Here is a 19,085-nt window from a genome sequence, read left to right on the forward strand (position 1 = left end):
CAATAGCCAAACAGTAAATATGGCATTAAAGCGCATAGGCTTTGTGAGCCGGTTTTGATTGAGTCTGCATTCGTGATCGTAGACTCAAATCAGTTAGAACAGTTTAACTCTTAGCTTCATCTATCAGCGCGAGTCATAAAAAGCCTCTCTGCCGTTATCCATAAATCCGATGGATTGCAATTCAGCGCTTGGGCCAGTTTCCACACTGAAGCTATAGACGCCTTAGCAACACCCCGTTCAATACTCGATACAAATGATCTGGCAAGTTCAGCCTTATCAGCAAGCCCTTCTTGGTTATAGCCTAGCTCAACTCGGCGTAACTTAACCGCCCGACCAAAAGCCATACCCATCTTTAACACTTCATCATCATTCACTAGAGAACCCCAGGGTATTGAATACCGGATAATTCTCACGGACGCATGATAGACAAACCACGTCATAAACATTACATTTAGACCTGTATAGTGGTCATTTTGCCATTTTACATTCAGAATACACACCCAAAGAAAGTAAACATCCTCTTTCAGACCAAATAGTACGTTTAAACACACTAATTAAAAGGAGTTACACATGTCAGTCGTAAAAACCATGTCAATCATAGGAATGGTGTTTTTCCCTCTATGCCTCATTCTTGCTTCTGCATTTGCAGAAATCGATCTAGAAGCTTCAGCTGGATGGGGGATATTTGCCGCCATGTATGGGATTGGGTATTCCATCACTGTTTTTGTTAAAACTAAAAATGCAGCTAATAGCGCAACTTAAACATTCAATTGCGCCCCTAGTGTGGATAGGGGCTCTCAATCTACTGATTACCAATCAGCTAGTAGCACAGTGCAATACCGTCCATAGCGACGATTAGATCTATAAATGCGAATGCCAATTTACAGCGGAAAACACAATAAATATTCCATCTAATGCCAATCATCGTTAGCGGTTTATCACAGATTTAAGGTGTATTTAAAATGAATAAATTACTTTTTGCTTTTGTACTGCTCGTAATGACTAGTGCTTGCAGTGATTCTAAACCGAATGTTGAAATTGAAATCTACGAAAGAGCAAGTCTGTATATAAAATCATATGAAGTGAAGATCAAGGCTATTGAAGATCATGTCATAGTAAACGACATCATTGTAAATAGAGGCAACTGTGAAAGTCTTTTCGAAAAACCAGGCTTTCCCATACAGCTTAAATTTGGCAAATCGATTTCAGTCTCTTATGGAAGAAGGTGTGATGTAACGCAAGTTGACGTAGTAACCAATAATGGGAGTTGGACAGTTACCTACTGAGTGACATTAATCTGATATAGGAGGTGCTAACCTCCTGTGCCACCTAACTATTTAGGCGTTAGCTTTAATACCTCAGTACAAGCCATCTTGAAGAGTTAGAAGTACCTCTATCCTGAAAAACGCATAACAAAGCCTCAATGAAGAGGCTTAATGCTATTGGGTCGCTTCAACGAACAACAAATAACACTTGTGCTTTTAACTGCAACCAAACTTGGCTAGCTTTCTAAGCCGCCTGTGAGGCGGTGAACCTTAACGTAGTTGCAGGTAATAAACTGATTATTTTCCAAGCTGCCTGTACGGCAGTGAACATAAATCCCCTTCAGGCTCCTTGCTATTACCTTTTCTAAGCTGCCTGTACGGCGGTGAACAGATTTGAGTTTTTAACTATCGGTTACATTCTTTTCTAAGCTGCCTGTGAGGCGGTGAACTCATCGTTTCAGCTTTGGCAGGATTGCGATCTTTTCTAAGCCGCCTGTGCGGCGGTGAACACCAAACATCTTGGAATCCATTTGGATATTCATTTCTAAGCCGCCTGTGCGGCGGTGAACGGGTAAGAGAAATCGGCTTTATCTTGGCAGATTTTCTAAGCCGCCTGTGCGGCGGTGAACAAGGCGAAAGCGTTTATCGTACTCGAGTTTATTTTCTAAGCCGCCTGTGCGGCGGTGAACTACTTGATTAACTTCTCAGTGCTGTCTTTGCTTTTCTAAGCCGCCTGTGCGGCGGTGAACAGCTATTCCCAAGAGTGCCAAAACATCAAATTTTTCTAAGCCGCCTGTGCGGCGGTGAACCGGACAAGGAATATCACCACCATTATCCAAATATTTCTAAGCCGCCTGTGCGGCGGTGAACAATAAGAGGACAACATTATGTTGAGGGTTTGCTTTCTAAGCCGCCTGCGCGGCGGTGAACTTATGCTCCTGCAGTGCTTCAAAATCGCTACGTTTCTAAGCCGCCTGTGCGGCGGTGAACATGTCTGTGCCTTATGCAAGTTGATGCACGTTTTTCTAAGCCGCCTGTGCGGCGGTGAACGTTCGCTCATTATTTTACCTCTGGAACTAGACTTTCTAAGCCGCCTGTGCGGCGGTGAACAAATCCTTGAATGCCAAACTGCTTAGCTTTACTTTCTAAGCCGCCTGTGCGGCGGTGAACAATTGGCGGTATACTGAGTGCAATACTTTGGATTTCTAAGCCGCCTGTGCGGCGGTGAACCTTTGAATCCTTACGCCTTACGAGGAGCTTGGTTTCTAAGCCGCCTGTGCGGCGGTGAACCTCACAGAGGGTTGGTTCGTTAGAATAATGACTTTCTAAGCCGCCTGTGCGGCGGTGAACGTGATTGGGGTGCGTTCTGTATGGCCATGGGTTTTCTAAGCCGCCTGTGCGGCGGTGAACAGCCCATTTAAAGACAACAGCGATAGCAGCAATTTCTAAGCCGCCTGTGCGGCGGTGAACCACACTAACCCGTTAACATTTTATAGCCAAGTTTTCTAAGCCGCCTGTGCGGCGGTGAACAACAAACCATACCCCATAAGCCTTGATTGGCTTTTCTAAGCCGCCTGTGCGGCGGTGAACTTTAACTTGGTGAGTTTGGCTAAAAGTGTTGGTTTCTAAGCCGCCTGTGCGGCGGTGAACAATCACAAATGACGACGCATTAGGTTCTGGTTTTTCTAAGCCGCCTGTGCGGCGGTGAACTAACTAAGTCGAAAACCTACTTGGAAGCACAATTTCTAAGCCGCCTGTGCGGCGGTGAACATTGCACTCCATCATCACCAACGCTCTTGCATTTTCTAAGCCGCCTGTGCGGCGGTGAACATGGCATCAATACCGTATGTTGGCCCGGTGCTTTTTCTAAGCCGCCTGTGCGGCGGTGAACAATAGATTACTAGTTTAAAAGTGAGTAACTACAATTCGTTAGGCTAAAAAACATTATTTTACCTTACGAAAAATACACTGCAGTAACTCACTGTTTCTATTTGATTTGTTAAAGAGCATAAATTATAAGGTCAAAACTTGGGTAAATAGCCTCTGCTTGATAATCCATAACTGTCAAACGAAACACTTCCCTCCTTTACTACAGCACTATGTGTTTGTTGAATAAATAAAGGAAAGCGCGAATCCTTAGTGTAACTTTGCATATAAACGAAGGGCGCTTTGGTCTTTTTAGGTTTAAAACCTTCAAAATGCGCTGTAGCTTGCTCTAACGTTTCATTATGACGCTTCATTCTTCGAGCGATTTCCCGCGCTTTATTCGCACGGATTGCTGGGCGTGAATAAGCTACATAAACTTCTATTTTTTCGGGCACGGGACGGATACTACTGATATGCAAGTAGTCGGTAAAATGACGCAGCCAATTGCTTACCTTTAGCTCTTCCAAATGCTGAGGTTGAGTTGCCAGCAAGCGTAATTTTGAGCCTAAACTGTTATCCATTTCATTAAACTGTGGAAATGCGGCAGCAATCTCAAATTGCCCTACCCGATTTTTATGCTCGACCAAAGCAAGATGCACTTGATGATAGAGTTTCTCCCAGAGGAAATAATGCCCCACTTCCTCGTTGGGCAATAAGGTAATGTCTAGATAATGATTCATCGCAACTCCTTATTCACCAAACACACCGCCACGTATTAGCATGGCCATGACATAGTGTTGTTGTTCAATGCTAGGGATCTTGTCTTTGAGCATCCAAGCATCTAACAAATTATAAAAATCGTTTTTTTCTTTCGGTTGACGGTAGGCTGCACCACGGTTAGTCACAGAACCGTAGGGCTCAACTGCAATCGGTCCAATTTCTTCAAAATCGGGGTGCCAAGTGTCAATCGTACGCAATGCATTGCCGATTTTTTGCGAGTGCATTGCCGCTTGTCCATCAAGTTGATAAAGGAACTTACTCTTATCTCCCTTACCACCGCCCATCACCAACTCCTGTGAAGGGAATACCGCTTGGCCTTGTCCAAGTTGGCTGTATGCCTCGACCTTAATCAGGGCGTGTTTTTCCATTAAGCCAAATTGAATTATTTTCGCCAGCTCGTTTATCTGCTGATCATCGGCAAAATCACGTAGATTGAAATCATAACTATCAAAGGTAAAGTGCTGATTATTGGCTGTTACGACAATTTTTACCGCTTGTGCTCCAACACGGTTGCGCCATAAAAAACGGCCATTAGCGATATTCTGCGCATAGCGTTTTGTCAGTTCACTAAATTGAGTTTCAATTTGATATTGCTTCACTTTTGCGGCTAAGGCTTGCTGATAAGCTGGATCGTTACACGTTGACGGTATGTGTAAGTCACTCAGGATGCGTAGGGTAAACACTAATTTTAGCGTGTCTGTATGGTGGGGAAGGGCAGCAATATCGACCGTTTGTAAATTCGCCTTAGATACTTCGGCATCAAGTTTTGCGGGATCGTTTGCCGTTGCGGCTTTTAATCGGTTTGAAATCGTTCCTCTTACGGCTTTTTCTCCCACTATGATAGGTTGCCATACATTTTCATCCCAATTACCCGCAAACATAAGGGCGTCGGATGGAAGCAATTTTGCTTCAAAAGCTAACACTGATGGTGTACTCAGTTTGATATCTGCCATGATTAATGCTCCGTTATTTATTAATAGTCATCTAAATTAAATGAGGTTAATGCAGCGTCAAAATCTGCAATGGATGGTATATCTACTTGAAATGGTTCTGTCTTTGCTAAGTACCAAGGATGTTGGTAGCTGTAGCGCCATATTCCCGCGCTAATATCAATTAACCGATGAATACTTAGCCATTCACCTACGCTGTAAGCAGTTTCGGCAAATGCCACAGGGACTGACTTATCCCGCACATTGGCAACCTGCCCCGCTTCGTATACTGGCGAGATAGCACAATAACCTGTTGCAATAGGGACTAAATAACCCGCTTGAGGCTTTGGCACATAATGCCAATCCGCTTTGATGGTATCTGATGGTCCGCTTATTTCAGGTTCCGTTTCTAACCGAGTTGCCTGATAATTTAGGGTGGCAAAGTCACACCAAGCATCAAACAGGCTTGGCTTAGCACCATGAACGACCGCTTGCTGTAATCCATTTACATAGCTCGCAAGGTAATCGCTACGATCGATTAAGATAAATCCCGGCATTAAACGCCGTAGTGCTTTTTGCTGCTGTTCGTGGTCGCTCAATATCTCAATTTGCCCGTAGTGAGTGATCTGCCCTCCCGCTAGCCTCATTGCAGGTAACAAAGCGTTAATCTGGTCTATGAGCATTTGTTCTGTTTGATTATCGCCTTGAATTAACCCCTTAATTTCGATCAATAAAGAAACTTGCATGTTCATGCGGCCTTCTTCATTGATTGGTGCGGTATTTCCTTGTTGAGTTAATGGATTACGAGTCAAGGCAAAAACATAATCTCCCCAGCCTTTAGGCTGGCGAGCATGCACCCTGTTTTTGTGACTAACGACGCAAACGCCACCTAAGCTCACATCAAGCTCACGAGATAACTTGCGTGATAAAGCATGGGCAAAACCTAAAAAATTCGTTATCGCCGGAAACCCATAGGTCAACCCTGCAATGGCATTCGCATTTTGCACATCGAGTTTTTTAATTAATAAATACTGCGACATTCTATGCATCCCCATGTTTAGGTGTATGACGCTCAAAGGTTTTAAGCTGCACTAGACATAATTTCTTAACATACTGATGTTCAATATCACCTAGCACATATCGTTCTTTATTTTGCAGCTGAGCCAATAACCAAGTCGCAAAATCGTTGGCGATGATGTCTTGCCAATCGCCTTTGGCACGCTCCTGCTGAAAACGCGGTTCTGGGTTGGCGACATCGAGCCAAAGACCGTGAGCGGTTTTTAATTGACACTCAGCCGACGTTGCCCAACCTGCAAATTCCGTCATATTTTGAATAATGGCGGCCTCATTAAGTAACACATCGATAATTGGCAACACAAAACCATAATCCCGTTGATATCGCGCTTTAAAATTGTTTTCTTGCGCGGTTACCCCTGCCAAAAACGCTTTAAATTCGCGAATAAAACCTGCAGTTTTAAACCGCAATTGGCGGCTAAAAATACTGGCACTCGTGAGCGGCGGCTTGCTTTGAGCTTGATAATGCGGTGGCGCGCAATTGAGTAAGAAACTTTGTCCATACCGCTCGCTATTAAGTTGAGAGATATTTTGTGGTTTTGAGCCACCAAAGTTTTGCACTGCTGTTGCTGGGAATATCTTCTCGAGCGATGCGTGATAATGACCTTTTTTACGCGCCTCTCTAATAGCTTTGGGCTTATCGCCAAAACGAGTTGATGTGACGTGATGATATAACTCATGGGCTAAGGATGAAGAAAACAAAGGACACAGTAAGTGATAGTGTTGTGATTCATCGCCATTAAGCGCCGTTGATACTGGAAAGTACAACTGCTTAGTTAAGGTATGTCCCGTTAGTTTTTCATCTGCCAATGCTCTAGCAAATCCAAGCTGCCACTCTTTAAGTAATTCAGTATCTTGAGTAAATGCAGTTAAAGCATCGACATGCTGAGCTTGTAGCTGCTTGATGAGACTTTCGCCATTGACAGATATTTTCAGCAGTTTTGCCACATCAAGTGCCGCCGCATTGCCGACAGCATCTATCGCTTTATTCGCTAGACTTGCTGTGTTCAGATAGGTCTGCGATTCTGGCGCAGTATCCGCTACCAATATACTGCTGGCTTTAGCATCACTGTGGGTAAACTTAGCCGCATGGGTTGCTAGACTAATCTGTTTGGCGCGTTTTGCAGCATCAGTTAACCAATTCACCGGATTAAAATCCGCCTCAATCGGTGCAGCAGCTTCAGCATATTCCCTATTTGCTGTTGCTATTTCGATAGGATCCTGTGTTTTTTCAAGTATCTTATCCCGAGCTTTTTGTAGCGGTTCAAGCTTAGTTTGCTTACGCTGAGCGATATAATCGGCAAGCGCATCGCTTAAAGTTAATTCCATGGGCTGTCCTTATTGTCTTTACATTCGTACACACCAAGTTGTTCGTGCCATGCCCACTCTAGGGCGGGTTGATCTTTATTTGCCATTCGAAGGTTAATCTCACCAAATTGCTCACTCACTTTAGTGATCGAACTGTCCAGTAAGTCAGCCAAGTCTTGATATATTTGTTCAGTCGATGGATTAAACCACCAGAAACATCCCTTAGCTAACGGGACTATTTCAGAGTTAAAACGATGGTTTAACGTGGGATATTGATAGGGTTTATGTGTGGTATCTAATTGACACCAGGTTAATATTTCATCTTCTGGTAATCGCAATAAAAATGCCTCTTGGGGTTGCGATTGGCGAAATGCGGTTTGGCGAATAAACTCCCCACTCCAAGAAACATCATGCTTCCACCACAGATTGGCCTCTTTATAACTGCGATAAAAAATGACTCCAGCTTTGTCTTTGCCAACAGGTCCTAACGCCAGTTGCAAAGCACGATGTTCCTGCCCCCAAAAGGAGTTTACTGCCTGAGCATGTTGTTTTTTGTGCAGATCGCTATATTGAAATTCACTGCCATTAGCACTGGGCACAGGCTCCATAATTCTTGGAATTGCCGAAATGGCATCGAGTTCAGTAGTCAGTAATTGGGTTAAATCATGTTGTAGTAAGGGTAAAGCGGCACTTTCAAACCCTGGCTTACAGTACGCTGGATGCTCATTTTTTAGTGCCCGAATATTTTTATTTAAAACTAATAAATTAGCCGTCTTAGGTACCTGCTGACGATGACGTTGAATACGTCCTGCAAGTTGGATTAAAGCTCGCAATGAACTAGGTTCAGCAATCGCCCAGTCATAGTCATGATCGCGCCCCACTTCAACGACTGAAGTGCCTAACACGATGAAAATATTATTCGAAGTATTGGTCATTGATAATGCCTGCTGAATTTCAGGCTGGCGCCACAAATTGGCTTCATCGTGACGTGATAAAGCGTTATCGAGGCGACTTTCTTTGTAAGAGCGATGTGCTAATGGAAACTGCGAATGGTAAACACAGTAATGGATACTGTAATCGGCTTGCGGTGACATGTTAATCAGTAACTTAGCAACAGCGATCATTGGATTAATATTAGCCATACGCACAACACCTAAAGACACCTTACGCCCTGATGGATGTACAACATGGTGCATATCATGTAGCTGGTGTAGACATCTGTGTAGCATGGAGGCAACACACTCATCAAGGGTGGTTGGCGATGCTAATTCAAGCTTTACCAGCTCTCCCCTACGGACGACTTGTTGGCAAGCGAGCTTTTTAACTCTTTTACTCACAAAAATTTTATGTTGCTCAATATAAGATCTTGAGTTGGATATCTCTAAAGTTTCACTTTTATATTCATCAAACCAAGCACACCAGATTGGAGGCTGTTCGGTCGTGGCGAAATGCGCCTGATTAAAATGCTGGCGGCCAGCATGATAGGCATCAAATAGTGTTTTGATCAACGATGGCGGCAGTGTCGCTGATGACAGTAAAACTCTAGAACCTAACATGCCTGCCCAGTTCACTAAGCGACATAGTGCGGGTAAGTCCTCAAGTCCAAAATCATCCGGCTCATCTAAAATTAAATCAGAGGTGAGTAATCGCAACATAGGCGCAATTTGTTTACCTCCTCGCAAGCTTTCAGTTGCAGGCATTAGATGATCAATGGTGCTAACCAAAATGGGCGCACTCACTAATTGCTCCAATTTAGGACACGCAGCAAGCCAGTGCTTTAACCGCCCATCATAAATTTGACCTTGATAACTAATAAATAATTGTTCGAAAAGATCCTCTGCCGACTCACTACCAATCTGCTTATGCTGCGGTGTTGCATTGTTCAATTGATGTAAGGTGCTAACGGCCTGTGAACCAATCAGTACCGCTAGCTCATCATCCCCAAGTTTAAGTAAATCCCGATAAGCATCACCCGTTTGTAAGGTAAGCGTTCGTAAACCTAGTGCGACTGAAAAACGGCAACCTTCTCGTTCATCTGCTAAACCATACATAATGCGGGCACTGGCTATGGTTTTCCCGCATCCGGTTGAGGCCATATTGACCCCGAAAAAACCTTGTCTCTCACTGCCTTTAGCTATCAACTTAGCTTGAGCAAAAGCCTTATCTTGCCAGCGATACTTGGCGTTTGTCGCGTTCTGACTAAATAACTTATGTTGGGCAATCGCTGGTAAAGTATATTTTAAAGCAGGTAAGTTTTGTGCAAAGCGCTGGGCATTCACCGCCACACCAATATTATGCTCATCAAGCTGTTGCTTTAACGCATTACCCGCCTGTGGCAATCTTTTATGATCAGTATTAGCAAAGGCGTTGTAAGTTTTATCTCGCCACTGAACTTTAGATTTTTCAGCGGGAAGAGAGGAATAATAATGATCGGCGAGCATCAACGACAAGCGCGCCATATGTCCAACAAAGCGTTGCTCAAGCCAAACTTGTTCAGTAAATATCAATGGACAATTCAGCGCACGTTCGGATAAGTTTCGGGCTTTATGCTGCCAAGGCCGACTTAAGAGGGGCGTACCTTGACTAAACTGCCAATTTTGCCTGATAAGATCCGTATCTATTGCCGTCATGTTTTCTGCATTCGCTGAATTCCAATGGCAACTAAAACAATGAGAGAGCCAGCTGTCTATTTCCTTTGTATGTACGCTACCTACATGGGCGAGCGGAAGTCGGTGGTGCGATACAATCAACCAAGCCACCAATTTGGCAAATGGTGCAAGTTGATCAAAAGGTCGCTGATATCCGGAGTCTTCTTTAAACAGCCTAGACAAAACCTGCTGTTCTATTTCAGTACTGTTTTTATCAATGTTGGCCAATTTCTCCAGCCAATCCTTATCCGCTAAACCATTAGCAAAGGCTTCAAATAATCGCAGGGACACCCACTCATGCCGATAGGGCTCCCCCTTAGACTCGGTTAACCCTTTAAGCTTTAACTGAAATAAATCATTCGCTTTTCCAAAATCATGAAATAATCCAGCAATACTCGACGCAAGGACAATTACTTCATTTAAATGCCAACCCTGCTCCCATTCTTTATGTTCCAAATTAAGCTGAGTGCGATTCACCGGCACTATGCCTTGTTCATTAAATTTCAATCGATTTCCCACGATCCACAAGAGCTGAGTTCTAGAACGTGAGCGGATCCAGTGGCAACTCACTGCAGTACTTCGACTTGCAGTTTGTTTGAGCATTTTCTTAACCGTTAACAGTCCATCTTCCGTGATCAGAGTTTGCCAAGTGTTATCACCTATGCGATTGGCGAAAGCATCAAGTACGCGGCGGGTCTTTTTCAGGGCATTTTTCTCGCACTGACTGATAAAAGTCACCATCATAGCTGCTGTACCTTATAATCCTTGGGCTGCAATTTGCTCAGCACTGTAGTCCTGAAGTGCAACGTCTTTCACCGTATTAAACATAAAATCTAATGCTTTATGATCGGTAAATGCCTGCAATACTTGCTGACGAAATTCTTGTTCAGTGGCGTTCTCTTTGGCGCAAACAAAAGCCCACGGTAGCACTATGGCGTCTTTGATGAGATCAGCGACATCAAACACTAATGCTCCGCGGCGAGTTTTCCCGTGCATCACGGCAAAACCATGTGGAATGCCCAACACCCAGAGGCAACTAGCTGCAAGTCCATAGGCTAAATAATTGCCGTGGTTTAAAAAGTCATTAGCGATATCTGTGCTTTGGTGTTGACGGGTAAAATCTTTGAGTTGGGTATTATTGGCGGCGTGCTTGTACAGCACTTTGGTTAACTGAGCTTCGGTCAGTAGCAGGTCCGACTGCTTGGCTGCCACCTCTGTGCGGGCATGAAAAGTCTCAAGCGCGGCTTGAATTGCCGGATCCTTAAAAATAAAGCCTTCCGTTTTGAGTTCGCGATCCCTCTGCCACACTTGCTCAATAAATTGGATGCGGGCTTGCTGGAAGGTTTTCGCGGCGAGTAATCGTTTTTCATCATCGAACCAAAATTGCATCCAACCGTGCAAATATTCAGTGGGCCGATATTCACTCTGGGGCGTCAGCCATTCCACTTCGCAAGTCATATAAAGTGGCGTGCCGCCACCGCCACAAAATCCGACTAACACCCCCGCCTGCGCCAGCATTCGCATGGCCGCTTGGGTGATGGACGTGCCATTGCCTAATAACAGGACTGTAGTATTGGCGATGGGGATATTGAAATATTGGTTTTCGTTTTTGGCTTCGGTTAAGTAAAGCACTCGACCGTCTTTCTGCATCACACGGCAATATTCCAAGTAATACATATTGGCGCGCTTTGAGTGCAGAATTGTTTTTAAATCAGAAGGTGAAAAATCATCCATAAACAACCTCAATAAGACCTCCGTATCAAGTACATACTACATCTATAAGCACTTACTCACCATATCGTTTTTGTGAGACCTACATCATATTTATCAACAAAATTATCTCCAAATCGATACGCTTTATCTCAATGATTTCATTTAAGAGTTAACTTATAAAACGCTAGGCTCCGTTGGTTACGGATTAACAATCTCTCGCCTCTATCCTTTCCAGTATCCATTCGTGTACTTCACTATCTACCCATGCGGCAGTTCGGCTACCAAGTGACACAGCCTTGGGTGGAGATTTGGCTATGTAAATATGTTCTATTCGTCGTTGGAAACATAATTGGAGTTAAACGCTTTGGGAGCGAGGAGCTAAGGGGGTTCCTCGATCCTGTATTGATCATCAGGGCGACAAGACAGGCGCATGCCGATGAGGGCGATGCGCTTGTCTATATGTCAGTTAGTGCCCTGTTTGAATAGTCTTTGCCATTCCAGTGCTTAATGCATAGTGGCTGTTAGGCAGGTCGTGTTATTGCAATAGTAACTAAGCAAGCTCTGAATTTTGTCCTTACCCTAGCTTGTTTTCGGTCGTTCCCTTGGTTTAGTTAGGTTATTTTTAGTTATTGCTCATAGGCTTACTTATAGAGGGATTCAGCCGAGAAAAAGCATTTCAATCTAGTAATGGAGGACACTCTTAGCCTTTGAAGGCGGGAGGTTGTAAGGGATATCCTGGACTTAATTAATGTGCAGTAAAGCGGATGCTGATATGGGCTTAAACGGTTGCACTTTGGGCATCTCGCTCCTCTATTCTTGTTAAAATCCATTCTTGCACTTCACTTTCTACCCAAGCGGCAGCTCGGCTACCGAGTGACACAGGTCTGGGGAATGTTCCTTCTGCGATGTACTTGTAGATAGTAGAACGTGCTAGACCTGTGTAATCCATAACTTTGGTAAGGCGAATTAGTTTCATGATGAGTTTCTCGGTTATTGTCTCATTACATATGTCCTTCCAGTAATTTTTAACTTTTTCCCGATTTCCAAATCTTTTCAGATATATATCACCCCTGTGCATAAGCCCATTAATGCTTTCAAGGAGCCTGATATGTCAACAAAAGCGATGCACACTAAAGCTGCTCTACACGAAACCACCCACAAGCATGTGACTCAGTGGCCGCAAACTGCCGATGAGGTTCTCGCCTCTGCCGCCAATATCATTGCCGAGCGTTATGTGAAGAAGGACGCCTATACCAACCCTCAGGCCACTAAGGATTTTTTAACATACAAACTGGGCGGTTATGAGCGGGAGGTGTTTGCGGTAATGCTGCTTGATAACCAACATCAATTACTCGAGTTTAAAGAGTTGTTCTTTGGCACCTTAGATGCCGCCAGTGTTTATCCACGGGAAGTGGTTAAGGCGGTGTTGGCCGTCAATGCGGCGGCGGTGATTTTTGCCCATAACCATCCCTCCGGTGAGTCTGAACCTTCGGCTGCAGATAAGAGCATCACTCAACGGTTAACCGATGCATTAGCGCTTATCGATGTGTGCGTGCTTGACCATATCGTGGTTGGTCGCACGCCAGTGTCCTTTGCTGAGCGCGGTTTACTCTAGCCAATGTTTAAACCTGCCACACCTTCTTAAGGAGTCCATCATGATTGAATTTACTGATAGCTTTTCACAGGCCTGTGTTGCCGAAGCCTGTGCTGCGTTTCCTGAACTGCGTAATCGCTTAGCGGTTGAACTCATTTTGCCGATGTTTGTGCGGCCACTTAATGCCATGGGCCAAGTGATTGGTAAGCCGATTGTGGCACCTAATCCCAAGCTGCATAAAACCGTATTGAATGTGTTTCACCGTGATGTGGTTGAGCACTTGCCCAAGGAGATTGCCTTTTGCCGCTATGTTTGCCCCTGTGACAGTTATGGTGTGCCAACAGGTGAATGGCAGCGGGTGATCAACGGGGTGTACTTTAACCATGGCAGTAATGAACAGCCTAATTGGAGTGTACATACCTAAAAACGATTACCTGCCCGATATTCAGTCCTCTAGCCAGTTGTACTCGCCTTGGCATTTATCCCCGCTAGTCCGCTAACAAGCAATCCACTACCTGAGTTTCATCCTTCAACTATTGAGGTCACTATGACAACCCTAAAACTTTTCGATATTGAGCACGCCTGGGGCCTGCCCCGTAAGGTGTCCCCCCGCTTTGGTGCGAGACTGATTTTGCGTGGACTGCATTTGGATTATCTCAATGACAGAGCAAGTTTTGTCAGTGAGTTTCCTCCTGAAGTACGCAAACGCTTCAATCACGCTTTCCCAAAATTAGTTAAACAACTTGAGCGATTAGTCGTCACCGGTGAGATAGATGCAAGAGAGCAGCACTGCGTCACCATTGAGCACGATGACTTTACCTGTGAGGCCGATACATTAGGCAGCCATGGTTATTTGTATATTGCTGTCTATCAAACCGCTGACAAACCACTACCCGCATTAACACACAGCCCTTCGATAACCTTGTAACACCAAAGCGCATCCTAAATACCTCATCACGCTCCATCAGACTCGTTTCACGCAATTTTTACCCCACCAGCAAACAGCAAGAGCCCAGGAGTTTTAGCTCCTAGGCTCTTGCGTGTGCGCGTAAATCAAAGAAGGAATATCCCATGAAGTTAATCATTAACCGTAACCAACTGCCATTAATGCCTAATCGTTTTTACCAAGTCATTGAAAAGGAACTGGCTGACGTCGATCCAAAAGATGCCAATGCGATCACGCTCAATTTTAGAGATCCAGATTACAGCGCCGAAGATGGTGGCTTTCATCCTGTCGAAGTCCGGCTTGAGAAACAGCAAGAGCACTGGCGTTTAGTCTACGTCACCGACTTTGCTTTTCGCGGTCATCCCTTCCCTGAACTCGTCAAAGACATCGATATCTGCTTTAACAGTAAGCAGGTCTATAGCTTGTTTAGTGGCTGGATTGGCGAGCGGGAATGCAGAGCATTAATCGATTTATTTACCCAAAACTTTGCCACTAATTTCGTTATGGGCGTTTACAAGGTGAAGGTCAGTTTGGATTAAACCACTTAGCCAAATGAAGTTCCCAGAATCCTAAAACGGGAACACTCAAACCCTTGCCCCATGCGGCTCTCAACAACGCAAGTGCCCAAAAACACGCTATAGCAAAAAAGAGGAACATGACCATGCCTGAAGTTCAAGCCGTTAAAGATCAAGACACCGTTAAGCTTATCAGCTACCTACTGGAAAGACAGTTTAGCCAGCAACTGGCCGATGTGTGGAATATCGGCCTTAATCTCGCCCTGCGGATCTCCGACTTACTGTCGATTAAGTTCAGCGATATCCAGGGCGATAGACTCATCATTAAGGAGTCCAAAACCGGCAAAATCGCCAACATCAAACTCAACTCAAAAACGCTAGAACGGATACAGCGTATTGCGCTCGAACATCCTAACCATATCTACCTGTTTCAGTCCTACCGTAATCAACGGGCGAAGCACATCAAACCCGCGCCTTTGTCACGGCGCTATATTTGCCGCGCACTGACGATGATTGGTGAAGAGCTTAAAATTGCCTTAGGCACCCACTCGATGCGCAAAACCCGTGGCTATCTGCTGTATCAACAAACCAAAGATATTGGCCGAGTAATGAAGATGCTCAGACACAGCGCCGAAGAAACCACCCTGCGGTATATCGGTATTGAGCAAGACGATATCGATAAGGACTTTGTCGAGCTGGAAATCTAACCCGCGCTTATCACTACTGGATAGCGCCTCATTTAAAATCCTCACACAGCCAACGGACTATCAACGCGAACACCTGCAACTAACCTCAGTCTGCATGGCGAAATAGCACGTCGCAATGATAGAACCTTGGCTAAGGAAACATTCATGCAAGTATTACAACCTGGCGATCACCTCGTCACCAATATAGATTTTCTTGGCTTAACCGAACACCATGGCCTCTATGTTGGCCATGGAAATGTTATTCACTTATCTAAACATGGCATTATTGAGGAAATCGACCTGCAGCGATTTGCTGATGACCATGGTGTCAGAGTGAAAAAGTCCACGCTGTTTCCTCATCAAGCCATTGAGTTTGCACGCAGTCAGCTGGGTCACACCAGATACGGCGTTGCCACCAACAATTGTGAGCAGTTCGTCAATGAATGCTTAGAAGGGAGCAGCACCTCCAATCAAGTGAGTAATCTCACTCACCTTGCCCTGCAAGGCTCTGCCAGAGCAGGCTTGCTGGGAAGCACTGCTTCAAAGCTGACAACAGGGACAGTCGCAAACCTTGTGTTAGCCTCTACCGCCATCAAAATGACCGGCGAATACCTAGGGCTACCCGACAACGTCAACACGCTACTAGGGACACCAGGAGATCTTGTTGCTAAACCTGCTGAATGCCTACTAAAAGGCACCACGCAAACCCTGGGTGAGAGTTATGATTGCTTAAGCCAAGGTAAGATTGCCGATGCAGGGATCAAGCTTGTCACAGGCAGTTTAGAAACTGGCTTAAACACGGTTTTGACAGCCGCTGAGGTGGGAGTTAATGGGGTAAAAGCTGGCGCTGAGCTGATATCCAATGCATGGCATTGGCTAAGATCATAAGTATTGGAGTCATCTCTTTAACAACGAAGCGGCCTTCAAGCCGCTATCGTTGACATACTTAAGGACATATAAAGATCGAGTCCCACAGGTAAGCACCTTTATTTTTTAGCTTAAACCTTAAGACGCTAATCACTCTGTCACCACGTTTAAATTCGACTGCAGCCGAATGAACGTGTTCTATCGCCATAATGCTTCGTCTCTAGCTTGGCAAAATAGCTCAAGCGGAAGAAAGTACTCGCAAAGGTTTGAGGATAATTGTTGGCATTACGTTTGATATAGTACACCGGCGTATCTTCAGGAAAATGCACTAAATGCCGCGTACTGAAATCATCGAGCCCTAAAGCACTGGCCCAGGCTTCAACAATCTTAGTACTCAGGTTTTGTCCACTTCGATTGTAATTACCGAGGTAGTTATAGGCATCATTATTGAGGAAGATAGCGATATGGTAATGGTCTGTATCTGCACATGCTCGCTCCTTTGCCCAAATAATACGCTGAGTAGAAGGATGCACCCGCTTACCCTCACGCCCCTTGCTTAACCTATCATGTTTGATTTTAGCGTTCAGAGACTTAAAGAACTTGGTTATCACCGTTGAATCATAAACTACAGGTGAGTCGCGAAAATTGAGCTGTGGTAGATGCAAATCAAACCGCACCATAAAGGTACGAGGGTGCTCAGTCAGAGCAGCTTGTAAGGTCTGTAGAATGGCGCTTAAGTATTCAGCGCTTAGTAGCTTTGGATAAACATTGAGGCCTTGGTATTGGCCATTGTTGATGACAGTAAGGTTAGTGTTTGAGGTGTGACGTGAGTGCATATTGATATCCCATATTGGTTATTGTTCATAACGTATGGGGTTTGTGTAATTTATAACTCAAAAGCCCCAAAGGGCTTGATATCACTTGCAAAGGTTAGCTCGCCTTTGATGGCAGCTAACCCTGTATGTTCATAAGGTAGTGTTATAGATACTGGTCGAGTGGATACTATTGAGTAGTAGGTATGACTACAGACTAATAGTATTAACAAACAGACAATCGCAATAACTGAAATCCCCGTCAATCATTGAGCAGTAGATCGGGCGAACAAGGGCAATTGGATATCACATTACTCGACAGTTAAATTATTAAGATCTCCCGTTTGCTTGCTATTTCTCAGCAAGTAGCACATTGATTGGCATGTGCATGGTTGGAGAAAAATACGTCATGGGACAAATAGTTAGGTTGCAAATGATGCCTGTAGGTTTGTGTTTTACAAATTCAGTTAATTCTCGATAAACAAATTTTGCTAACCCAAAGCTGATGCTAATGAGCGTGTCAGAAATTACCTTTGCCAATTCCTCTGCACTTAGCTGCACATTTGTGAGTAAAAAGTTTTCCTGCACCATCTCTTCTCGTAAGAAATAATCATACACCTGCTGCTCGAGGCTAGGCACAATCGTAAGCTCGCTGTAATGCAGATTTTTTCTTGAAAACAGATCCCAATGTTTGGTTAGCATTAAAGACGCGTATGAAATCACTTGCAAGTCTAGAGTTTTAAACCCCTGTTTTGTAATAAAGTTTTTATAGAAATATCTAGAACACTTCCACGCATTTTCAAGATTTACAATGGCACTGAATCGTTTTTGTGCTTCAACACGCTTATGTTCAGCGAGAATTATATCGCCATCAAAGTCCTCTTTAGTAATTTCAGTGTCTGCCGCAGCTTGTAACAGCATGTATAGATTCAACTCCCATTGATTCACCAAGGTAATGGGACGTGCGGGTTTAGTGCCAATCGGAGGATATTTTGTAGGGCTGGTATTTATGAAGTAGCAACTCTTACTTTGTGGTCTTCGTTTCTTGGTTATCTCTGGTGTACCTGGCTGGTAGTGATTTATGTAGCCAAGGCTGATTAAGTTTTTCCGCTGTGAGGCCAGCTGTTGCTTGGACATACCAGTAAGTTTATACAACTGTGCATATCCAAGCGTACGCACTTCACCAAACTCATCGGCATGCATTAAAAAAGTAATAAGTAGTAATCGATTAGCTAATTTTAATGGATGTCGCAGGCCTTCTTGAGTGTCGCCACAATCAACCAATAAATCCTGAATCAATACCTTCCAGTTACATTCTAAATCTTCTCGCTGCAACTCTTCATTGAGTTTATCAGTTGGGCTATACACGCAAGCAGGGCGTCCTTTCCCTGAAGTGCTTATAGCCTTACTCAACGATTTTCTATAAAAGCCAATCCGGCATAACAATGACATTCCATCAACGAAAGTGTTCTTAGAAACACCTAAAGCCTTAGCTAACGCTTCAATACTAACGCCACTAATTTCATCGATACCATATTGATATATCAGTCGAATAAAAAAGAATTTCAGTTCAGGCTTTGCAATAAGACGTCCCAAATAACCACCTTGCACAAGGTGGTTTTCTTTAGGTAAAGATAACTCAATACTGATTGCATTTAGGTACATTTTCACCTCGTTAACTTAAACAAAAACTGACTTTAGTAGCGTTAAAAGTACCTATTAAACAAAGTATGTGACTAAGTCACGCAATTAAGCAATACAATTAAGACATTGACAAAGTAGCATGATTTAGTTATCAAATTAAGTAATGTTCTAAGTACTAAACTAAGTAATTTTTATTAGATAAAGCTACTATTATGACTTCATAATCTAAATTAACGTTTAATAAGAGGTAATCAATGGCTCAGACTAAAGGTCCATTCGATTGGATAAACTTCAATAACGTGGATATGGTGACAGGGCGGGATTAAGCTTTGTTAAATCTCTTAACCAAAGAAAATCTCGCTCCTAAAATCGCCATTCCATGCAGCCTTTCTCATCTTGGTTGGTTTGCTGGCTTTTAGCGGATGTTGCTCTAAAAGG

General features: G+C 44.0%; 18 protein-coding genes, 1 pseudogene and 1 CRISPR repeat array. Of the genes and pseudogenes, 8 read left to right on the forward strand and 11 right to left on the reverse strand.

Annotation, left to right across the window (positions count from 1 at the left end):
• Positions 1 to 116 precede the first annotated feature (116 nt).
• Positions 117 to 374 (reverse strand): helix-turn-helix transcriptional regulator, encoded by a 258-nt coding sequence (locus MJO46_RS10900; RefSeq protein ID WP_253989328.1) that lies wholly within the window; start codon positions 372 to 374, stop codon positions 117 to 119.
• Positions 375 to 570: 196 nt separating this feature from the next.
• Between MJO46_RS10900 and MJO46_RS10905 the strand changes: the two genes are divergently transcribed.
• A complete protein-coding gene (locus MJO46_RS10905; protein ID WP_023268022.1) occupies positions 571 to 762 on the forward strand; it encodes a hypothetical protein in 192 nt (63 codons plus the stop codon).
• Between the two features lie 200 nt (positions 763 to 962).
• Positions 963 to 1,286, forward strand: a complete 324-nt coding sequence (locus tag MJO46_RS10910; RefSeq protein ID WP_253989329.1) for a hypothetical protein — start codon at positions 963 to 965, stop codon at positions 1,284 to 1,286.
• 220 nt (positions 1,287 to 1,506) lie between these two features.
• Positions 1,507 to 3,156: a CRISPR direct-repeat array (repeat unit 28 nt; unit sequence TTTCTAAGCCGCCTGTGCGGCGGTGAAC).
• Between the two features lie 130 nt (positions 3,157 to 3,286).
• Here MJO46_RS10910 and cas6f read toward each other — a convergent pair.
• The 8 genes and pseudogenes from cas6f to MJO46_RS10950 form a co-directional block, all read right to left on the reverse strand.
• Positions 3,287 to 3,871: a type I-F CRISPR-associated endoribonuclease Cas6/Csy4 gene (gene cas6f, locus MJO46_RS10915; RefSeq protein WP_253989330.1), complete on the reverse strand. Its 585-nt coding sequence runs from the start codon at positions 3,869 to 3,871 to the stop codon at positions 3,287 to 3,289.
• Positions 3,872 to 3,880: 9 nt separating this feature from the next.
• A complete protein-coding gene (gene csy3 / locus MJO46_RS10920; protein ID WP_253989331.1) occupies positions 3,881 to 4,864 on the reverse strand; it encodes a type I-F CRISPR-associated protein Csy3 in 984 nt (327 codons plus the stop codon).
• Positions 4,865 to 4,884: 20 nt separating this feature from the next.
• Positions 4,885 to 5,880 carry a type I-F CRISPR-associated protein Csy2 gene (gene csy2 / locus MJO46_RS10925; RefSeq protein ID WP_253989332.1) on the reverse strand — a complete coding sequence of 332 codons (996 nt, stop codon included), beginning with the start codon at positions 5,878 to 5,880 and terminating at the stop codon, positions 4,885 to 4,887.
• Between the two features lies 1 nt (position 5,881).
• A complete protein-coding gene (gene csy1, locus MJO46_RS10930; protein WP_253989333.1) occupies positions 5,882 to 7,243 on the reverse strand; it encodes a type I-F CRISPR-associated protein Csy1 in 1,362 nt (453 codons plus the stop codon).
• Positions 7,234 to 10,614: a type I-F CRISPR-associated helicase Cas3f gene (cas3f, locus tag MJO46_RS10935; protein ID WP_253989334.1), complete on the reverse strand. Its 3,381-nt coding sequence runs from the start codon at positions 10,612 to 10,614 to the stop codon at positions 7,234 to 7,236. The genes csy1 and cas3f overlap by 10 nt, the downstream gene beginning before the upstream one ends.
• A 12-nt stretch (positions 10,615 to 10,626) precedes the next feature.
• Entirely contained in the window at positions 10,627 to 11,604 is a 978-nt protein-coding gene (gene cas1f, locus MJO46_RS10940) for a type I-F CRISPR-associated endonuclease Cas1f (RefSeq protein ID WP_253989335.1), read from the reverse strand.
• Positions 11,605 to 11,788: 184 nt separating this feature from the next.
• Positions 11,789 to 11,884 (reverse strand): annotated as a pseudogene (locus MJO46_RS10945) (helix-turn-helix transcriptional regulator); the annotation flags it as partial.
• A 477-nt stretch (positions 11,885 to 12,361) separates the two neighbouring features.
• Positions 12,362 to 12,559: an AlpA family transcriptional regulator gene (locus MJO46_RS10950; protein WP_037459496.1), complete on the reverse strand. Its 198-nt coding sequence runs from the start codon at positions 12,557 to 12,559 to the stop codon at positions 12,362 to 12,364.
• Positions 12,560 to 12,691: 132 nt separating this feature from the next.
• Here MJO46_RS10950 and radC point away from each other — a divergent pair, with 132 nt between their 5' ends.
• The 6 genes from radC (at position 12,692) to MJO46_RS10980 (ending at position 16,212) form a co-directional block, all read left to right on the forward strand.
• Positions 12,692 to 13,198 (forward strand): DNA repair protein RadC, encoded by a 507-nt coding sequence (gene radC / locus MJO46_RS10955; protein WP_253989336.1) that lies wholly within the window; start codon positions 12,692 to 12,694, stop codon positions 13,196 to 13,198.
• Positions 13,199 to 13,238: 40 nt separating this feature from the next.
• Positions 13,239 to 13,601, forward strand: coding sequence for a hypothetical protein (locus tag MJO46_RS10960; RefSeq protein WP_253989337.1), 363 nt, complete (start codon positions 13,239 to 13,241; stop codon positions 13,599 to 13,601).
• A gap of 123 nt (positions 13,602 to 13,724) precedes the next feature.
• A complete protein-coding gene (locus MJO46_RS10965) occupies positions 13,725 to 14,105 on the forward strand; it encodes a type IV toxin-antitoxin system YeeU family antitoxin (RefSeq protein WP_253989338.1) in 381 nt (126 codons plus the stop codon).
• 143 nt (positions 14,106 to 14,248) lie between these two features.
• Complete coding sequence (locus MJO46_RS10970) at positions 14,249 to 14,662, forward strand: DUF2787 domain-containing protein (protein ID WP_253989339.1); 414 nt, start codon at positions 14,249 to 14,251, stop codon at positions 14,660 to 14,662.
• Between the two features lie 122 nt (positions 14,663 to 14,784).
• Positions 14,785 to 15,345, forward strand: coding sequence for a tyrosine-type recombinase/integrase (locus MJO46_RS10975; protein WP_253989340.1), 561 nt, complete (start codon positions 14,785 to 14,787; stop codon positions 15,343 to 15,345).
• 144 nt (positions 15,346 to 15,489) lie between these two features.
• Entirely contained in the window at positions 15,490 to 16,212 is a 723-nt protein-coding gene (locus tag MJO46_RS10980) for a lecithin retinol acyltransferase family protein (RefSeq protein WP_253989341.1), read from the forward strand.
• Between the two features lie 146 nt (positions 16,213 to 16,358).
• Here MJO46_RS10980 and MJO46_RS10985 read toward each other — a convergent pair whose 3' ends face one another.
• Both MJO46_RS10985 and MJO46_RS10990 read right to left on the reverse strand, forming a co-directional pair.
• The gene (locus tag MJO46_RS10985) at positions 16,359 to 17,027 is read right to left on the reverse strand and encodes an inovirus Gp2 family protein (RefSeq protein WP_253989342.1); all 669 of its coding nucleotides are present in this window, start codon (positions 17,025 to 17,027) and stop codon (positions 16,359 to 16,361) included.
• 327 nt (positions 17,028 to 17,354) lie between these two features.
• Positions 17,355 to 18,668, reverse strand: coding sequence for a hypothetical protein (locus MJO46_RS10990; RefSeq protein WP_253989343.1), 1,314 nt, complete (start codon positions 18,666 to 18,668; stop codon positions 17,355 to 17,357).
• Positions 18,669 to 19,085 lie beyond the last annotated feature (417 nt).

The sequence above is a fragment of the Shewanella sp. KJ2020 genome (genome assembly GCF_024197625.1).
Taxonomy (GTDB): domain Bacteria; phylum Pseudomonadota; class Gammaproteobacteria; order Enterobacterales; family Shewanellaceae; genus Shewanella.

Coding starts and splice junctions, on each gene's coding strand:
- MJO46_RS10905 (WP_023268022.1), top strand. CDS start 571: ATGTCAGTCGTAAAAACCATGTCAATCATAGGAATGGTGTTTTTCCCT.
- MJO46_RS10910 (WP_253989329.1), top strand. CDS start 963: ATGAATAAATTACTTTTTGCTTTTGTACTGCTCGTAATGACTAGTGCT.
- cas6f (WP_253989330.1), bottom strand. CDS start 3,871: ATGAATCATTATCTAGACATTACCTTATTGCCCAACGAGGAAGTGGGG.
- csy3 (WP_253989331.1), bottom strand. CDS start 4,864: ATGGCAGATATCAAACTGAGTACACCATCAGTGTTAGCTTTTGAAGCA.
- csy2 (WP_253989332.1), bottom strand. CDS start 5,880: ATGTCGCAGTATTTATTAATTAAAAAACTCGATGTGCAAAATGCGAAT.
- csy1 (WP_253989333.1), bottom strand. CDS start 7,243: ATGGAATTAACTTTAAGCGATGCGCTTGCCGATTATATCGCTCAGCGT.
- cas3f (WP_253989334.1), bottom strand. CDS start 10,614: ATGATGGTGACTTTTATCAGTCAGTGCGAGAAAAATGCCCTGAAAAAG.
- cas1f (WP_253989335.1), bottom strand. CDS start 11,604: ATGGATGATTTTTCACCTTCTGATTTAAAAACAATTCTGCACTCAAAG.
- MJO46_RS10950 (WP_037459496.1), bottom strand. CDS start 12,559: ATGAAACTAATTCGCCTTACCAAAGTTATGGATTACACAGGTCTAGCA.
- radC (WP_253989336.1), top strand. CDS start 12,692: ATGTCAACAAAAGCGATGCACACTAAAGCTGCTCTACACGAAACCACC.
- MJO46_RS10960 (WP_253989337.1), top strand. CDS start 13,239: ATGATTGAATTTACTGATAGCTTTTCACAGGCCTGTGTTGCCGAAGCC.
- MJO46_RS10965 (WP_253989338.1), top strand. CDS start 13,725: ATGACAACCCTAAAACTTTTCGATATTGAGCACGCCTGGGGCCTGCCC.
- MJO46_RS10970 (WP_253989339.1), top strand. CDS start 14,249: ATGAAGTTAATCATTAACCGTAACCAACTGCCATTAATGCCTAATCGT.
- MJO46_RS10975 (WP_253989340.1), top strand. CDS start 14,785: ATGCCTGAAGTTCAAGCCGTTAAAGATCAAGACACCGTTAAGCTTATC.
- MJO46_RS10980 (WP_253989341.1), top strand. CDS start 15,490: ATGCAAGTATTACAACCTGGCGATCACCTCGTCACCAATATAGATTTT.
- MJO46_RS10985 (WP_253989342.1), bottom strand. CDS start 17,027: ATGCACTCACGTCACACCTCAAACACTAACCTTACTGTCATCAACAAT.
- MJO46_RS10990 (WP_253989343.1), bottom strand. CDS start 18,668: ATGTACCTAAATGCAATCAGTATTGAGTTATCTTTACCTAAAGAAAAC.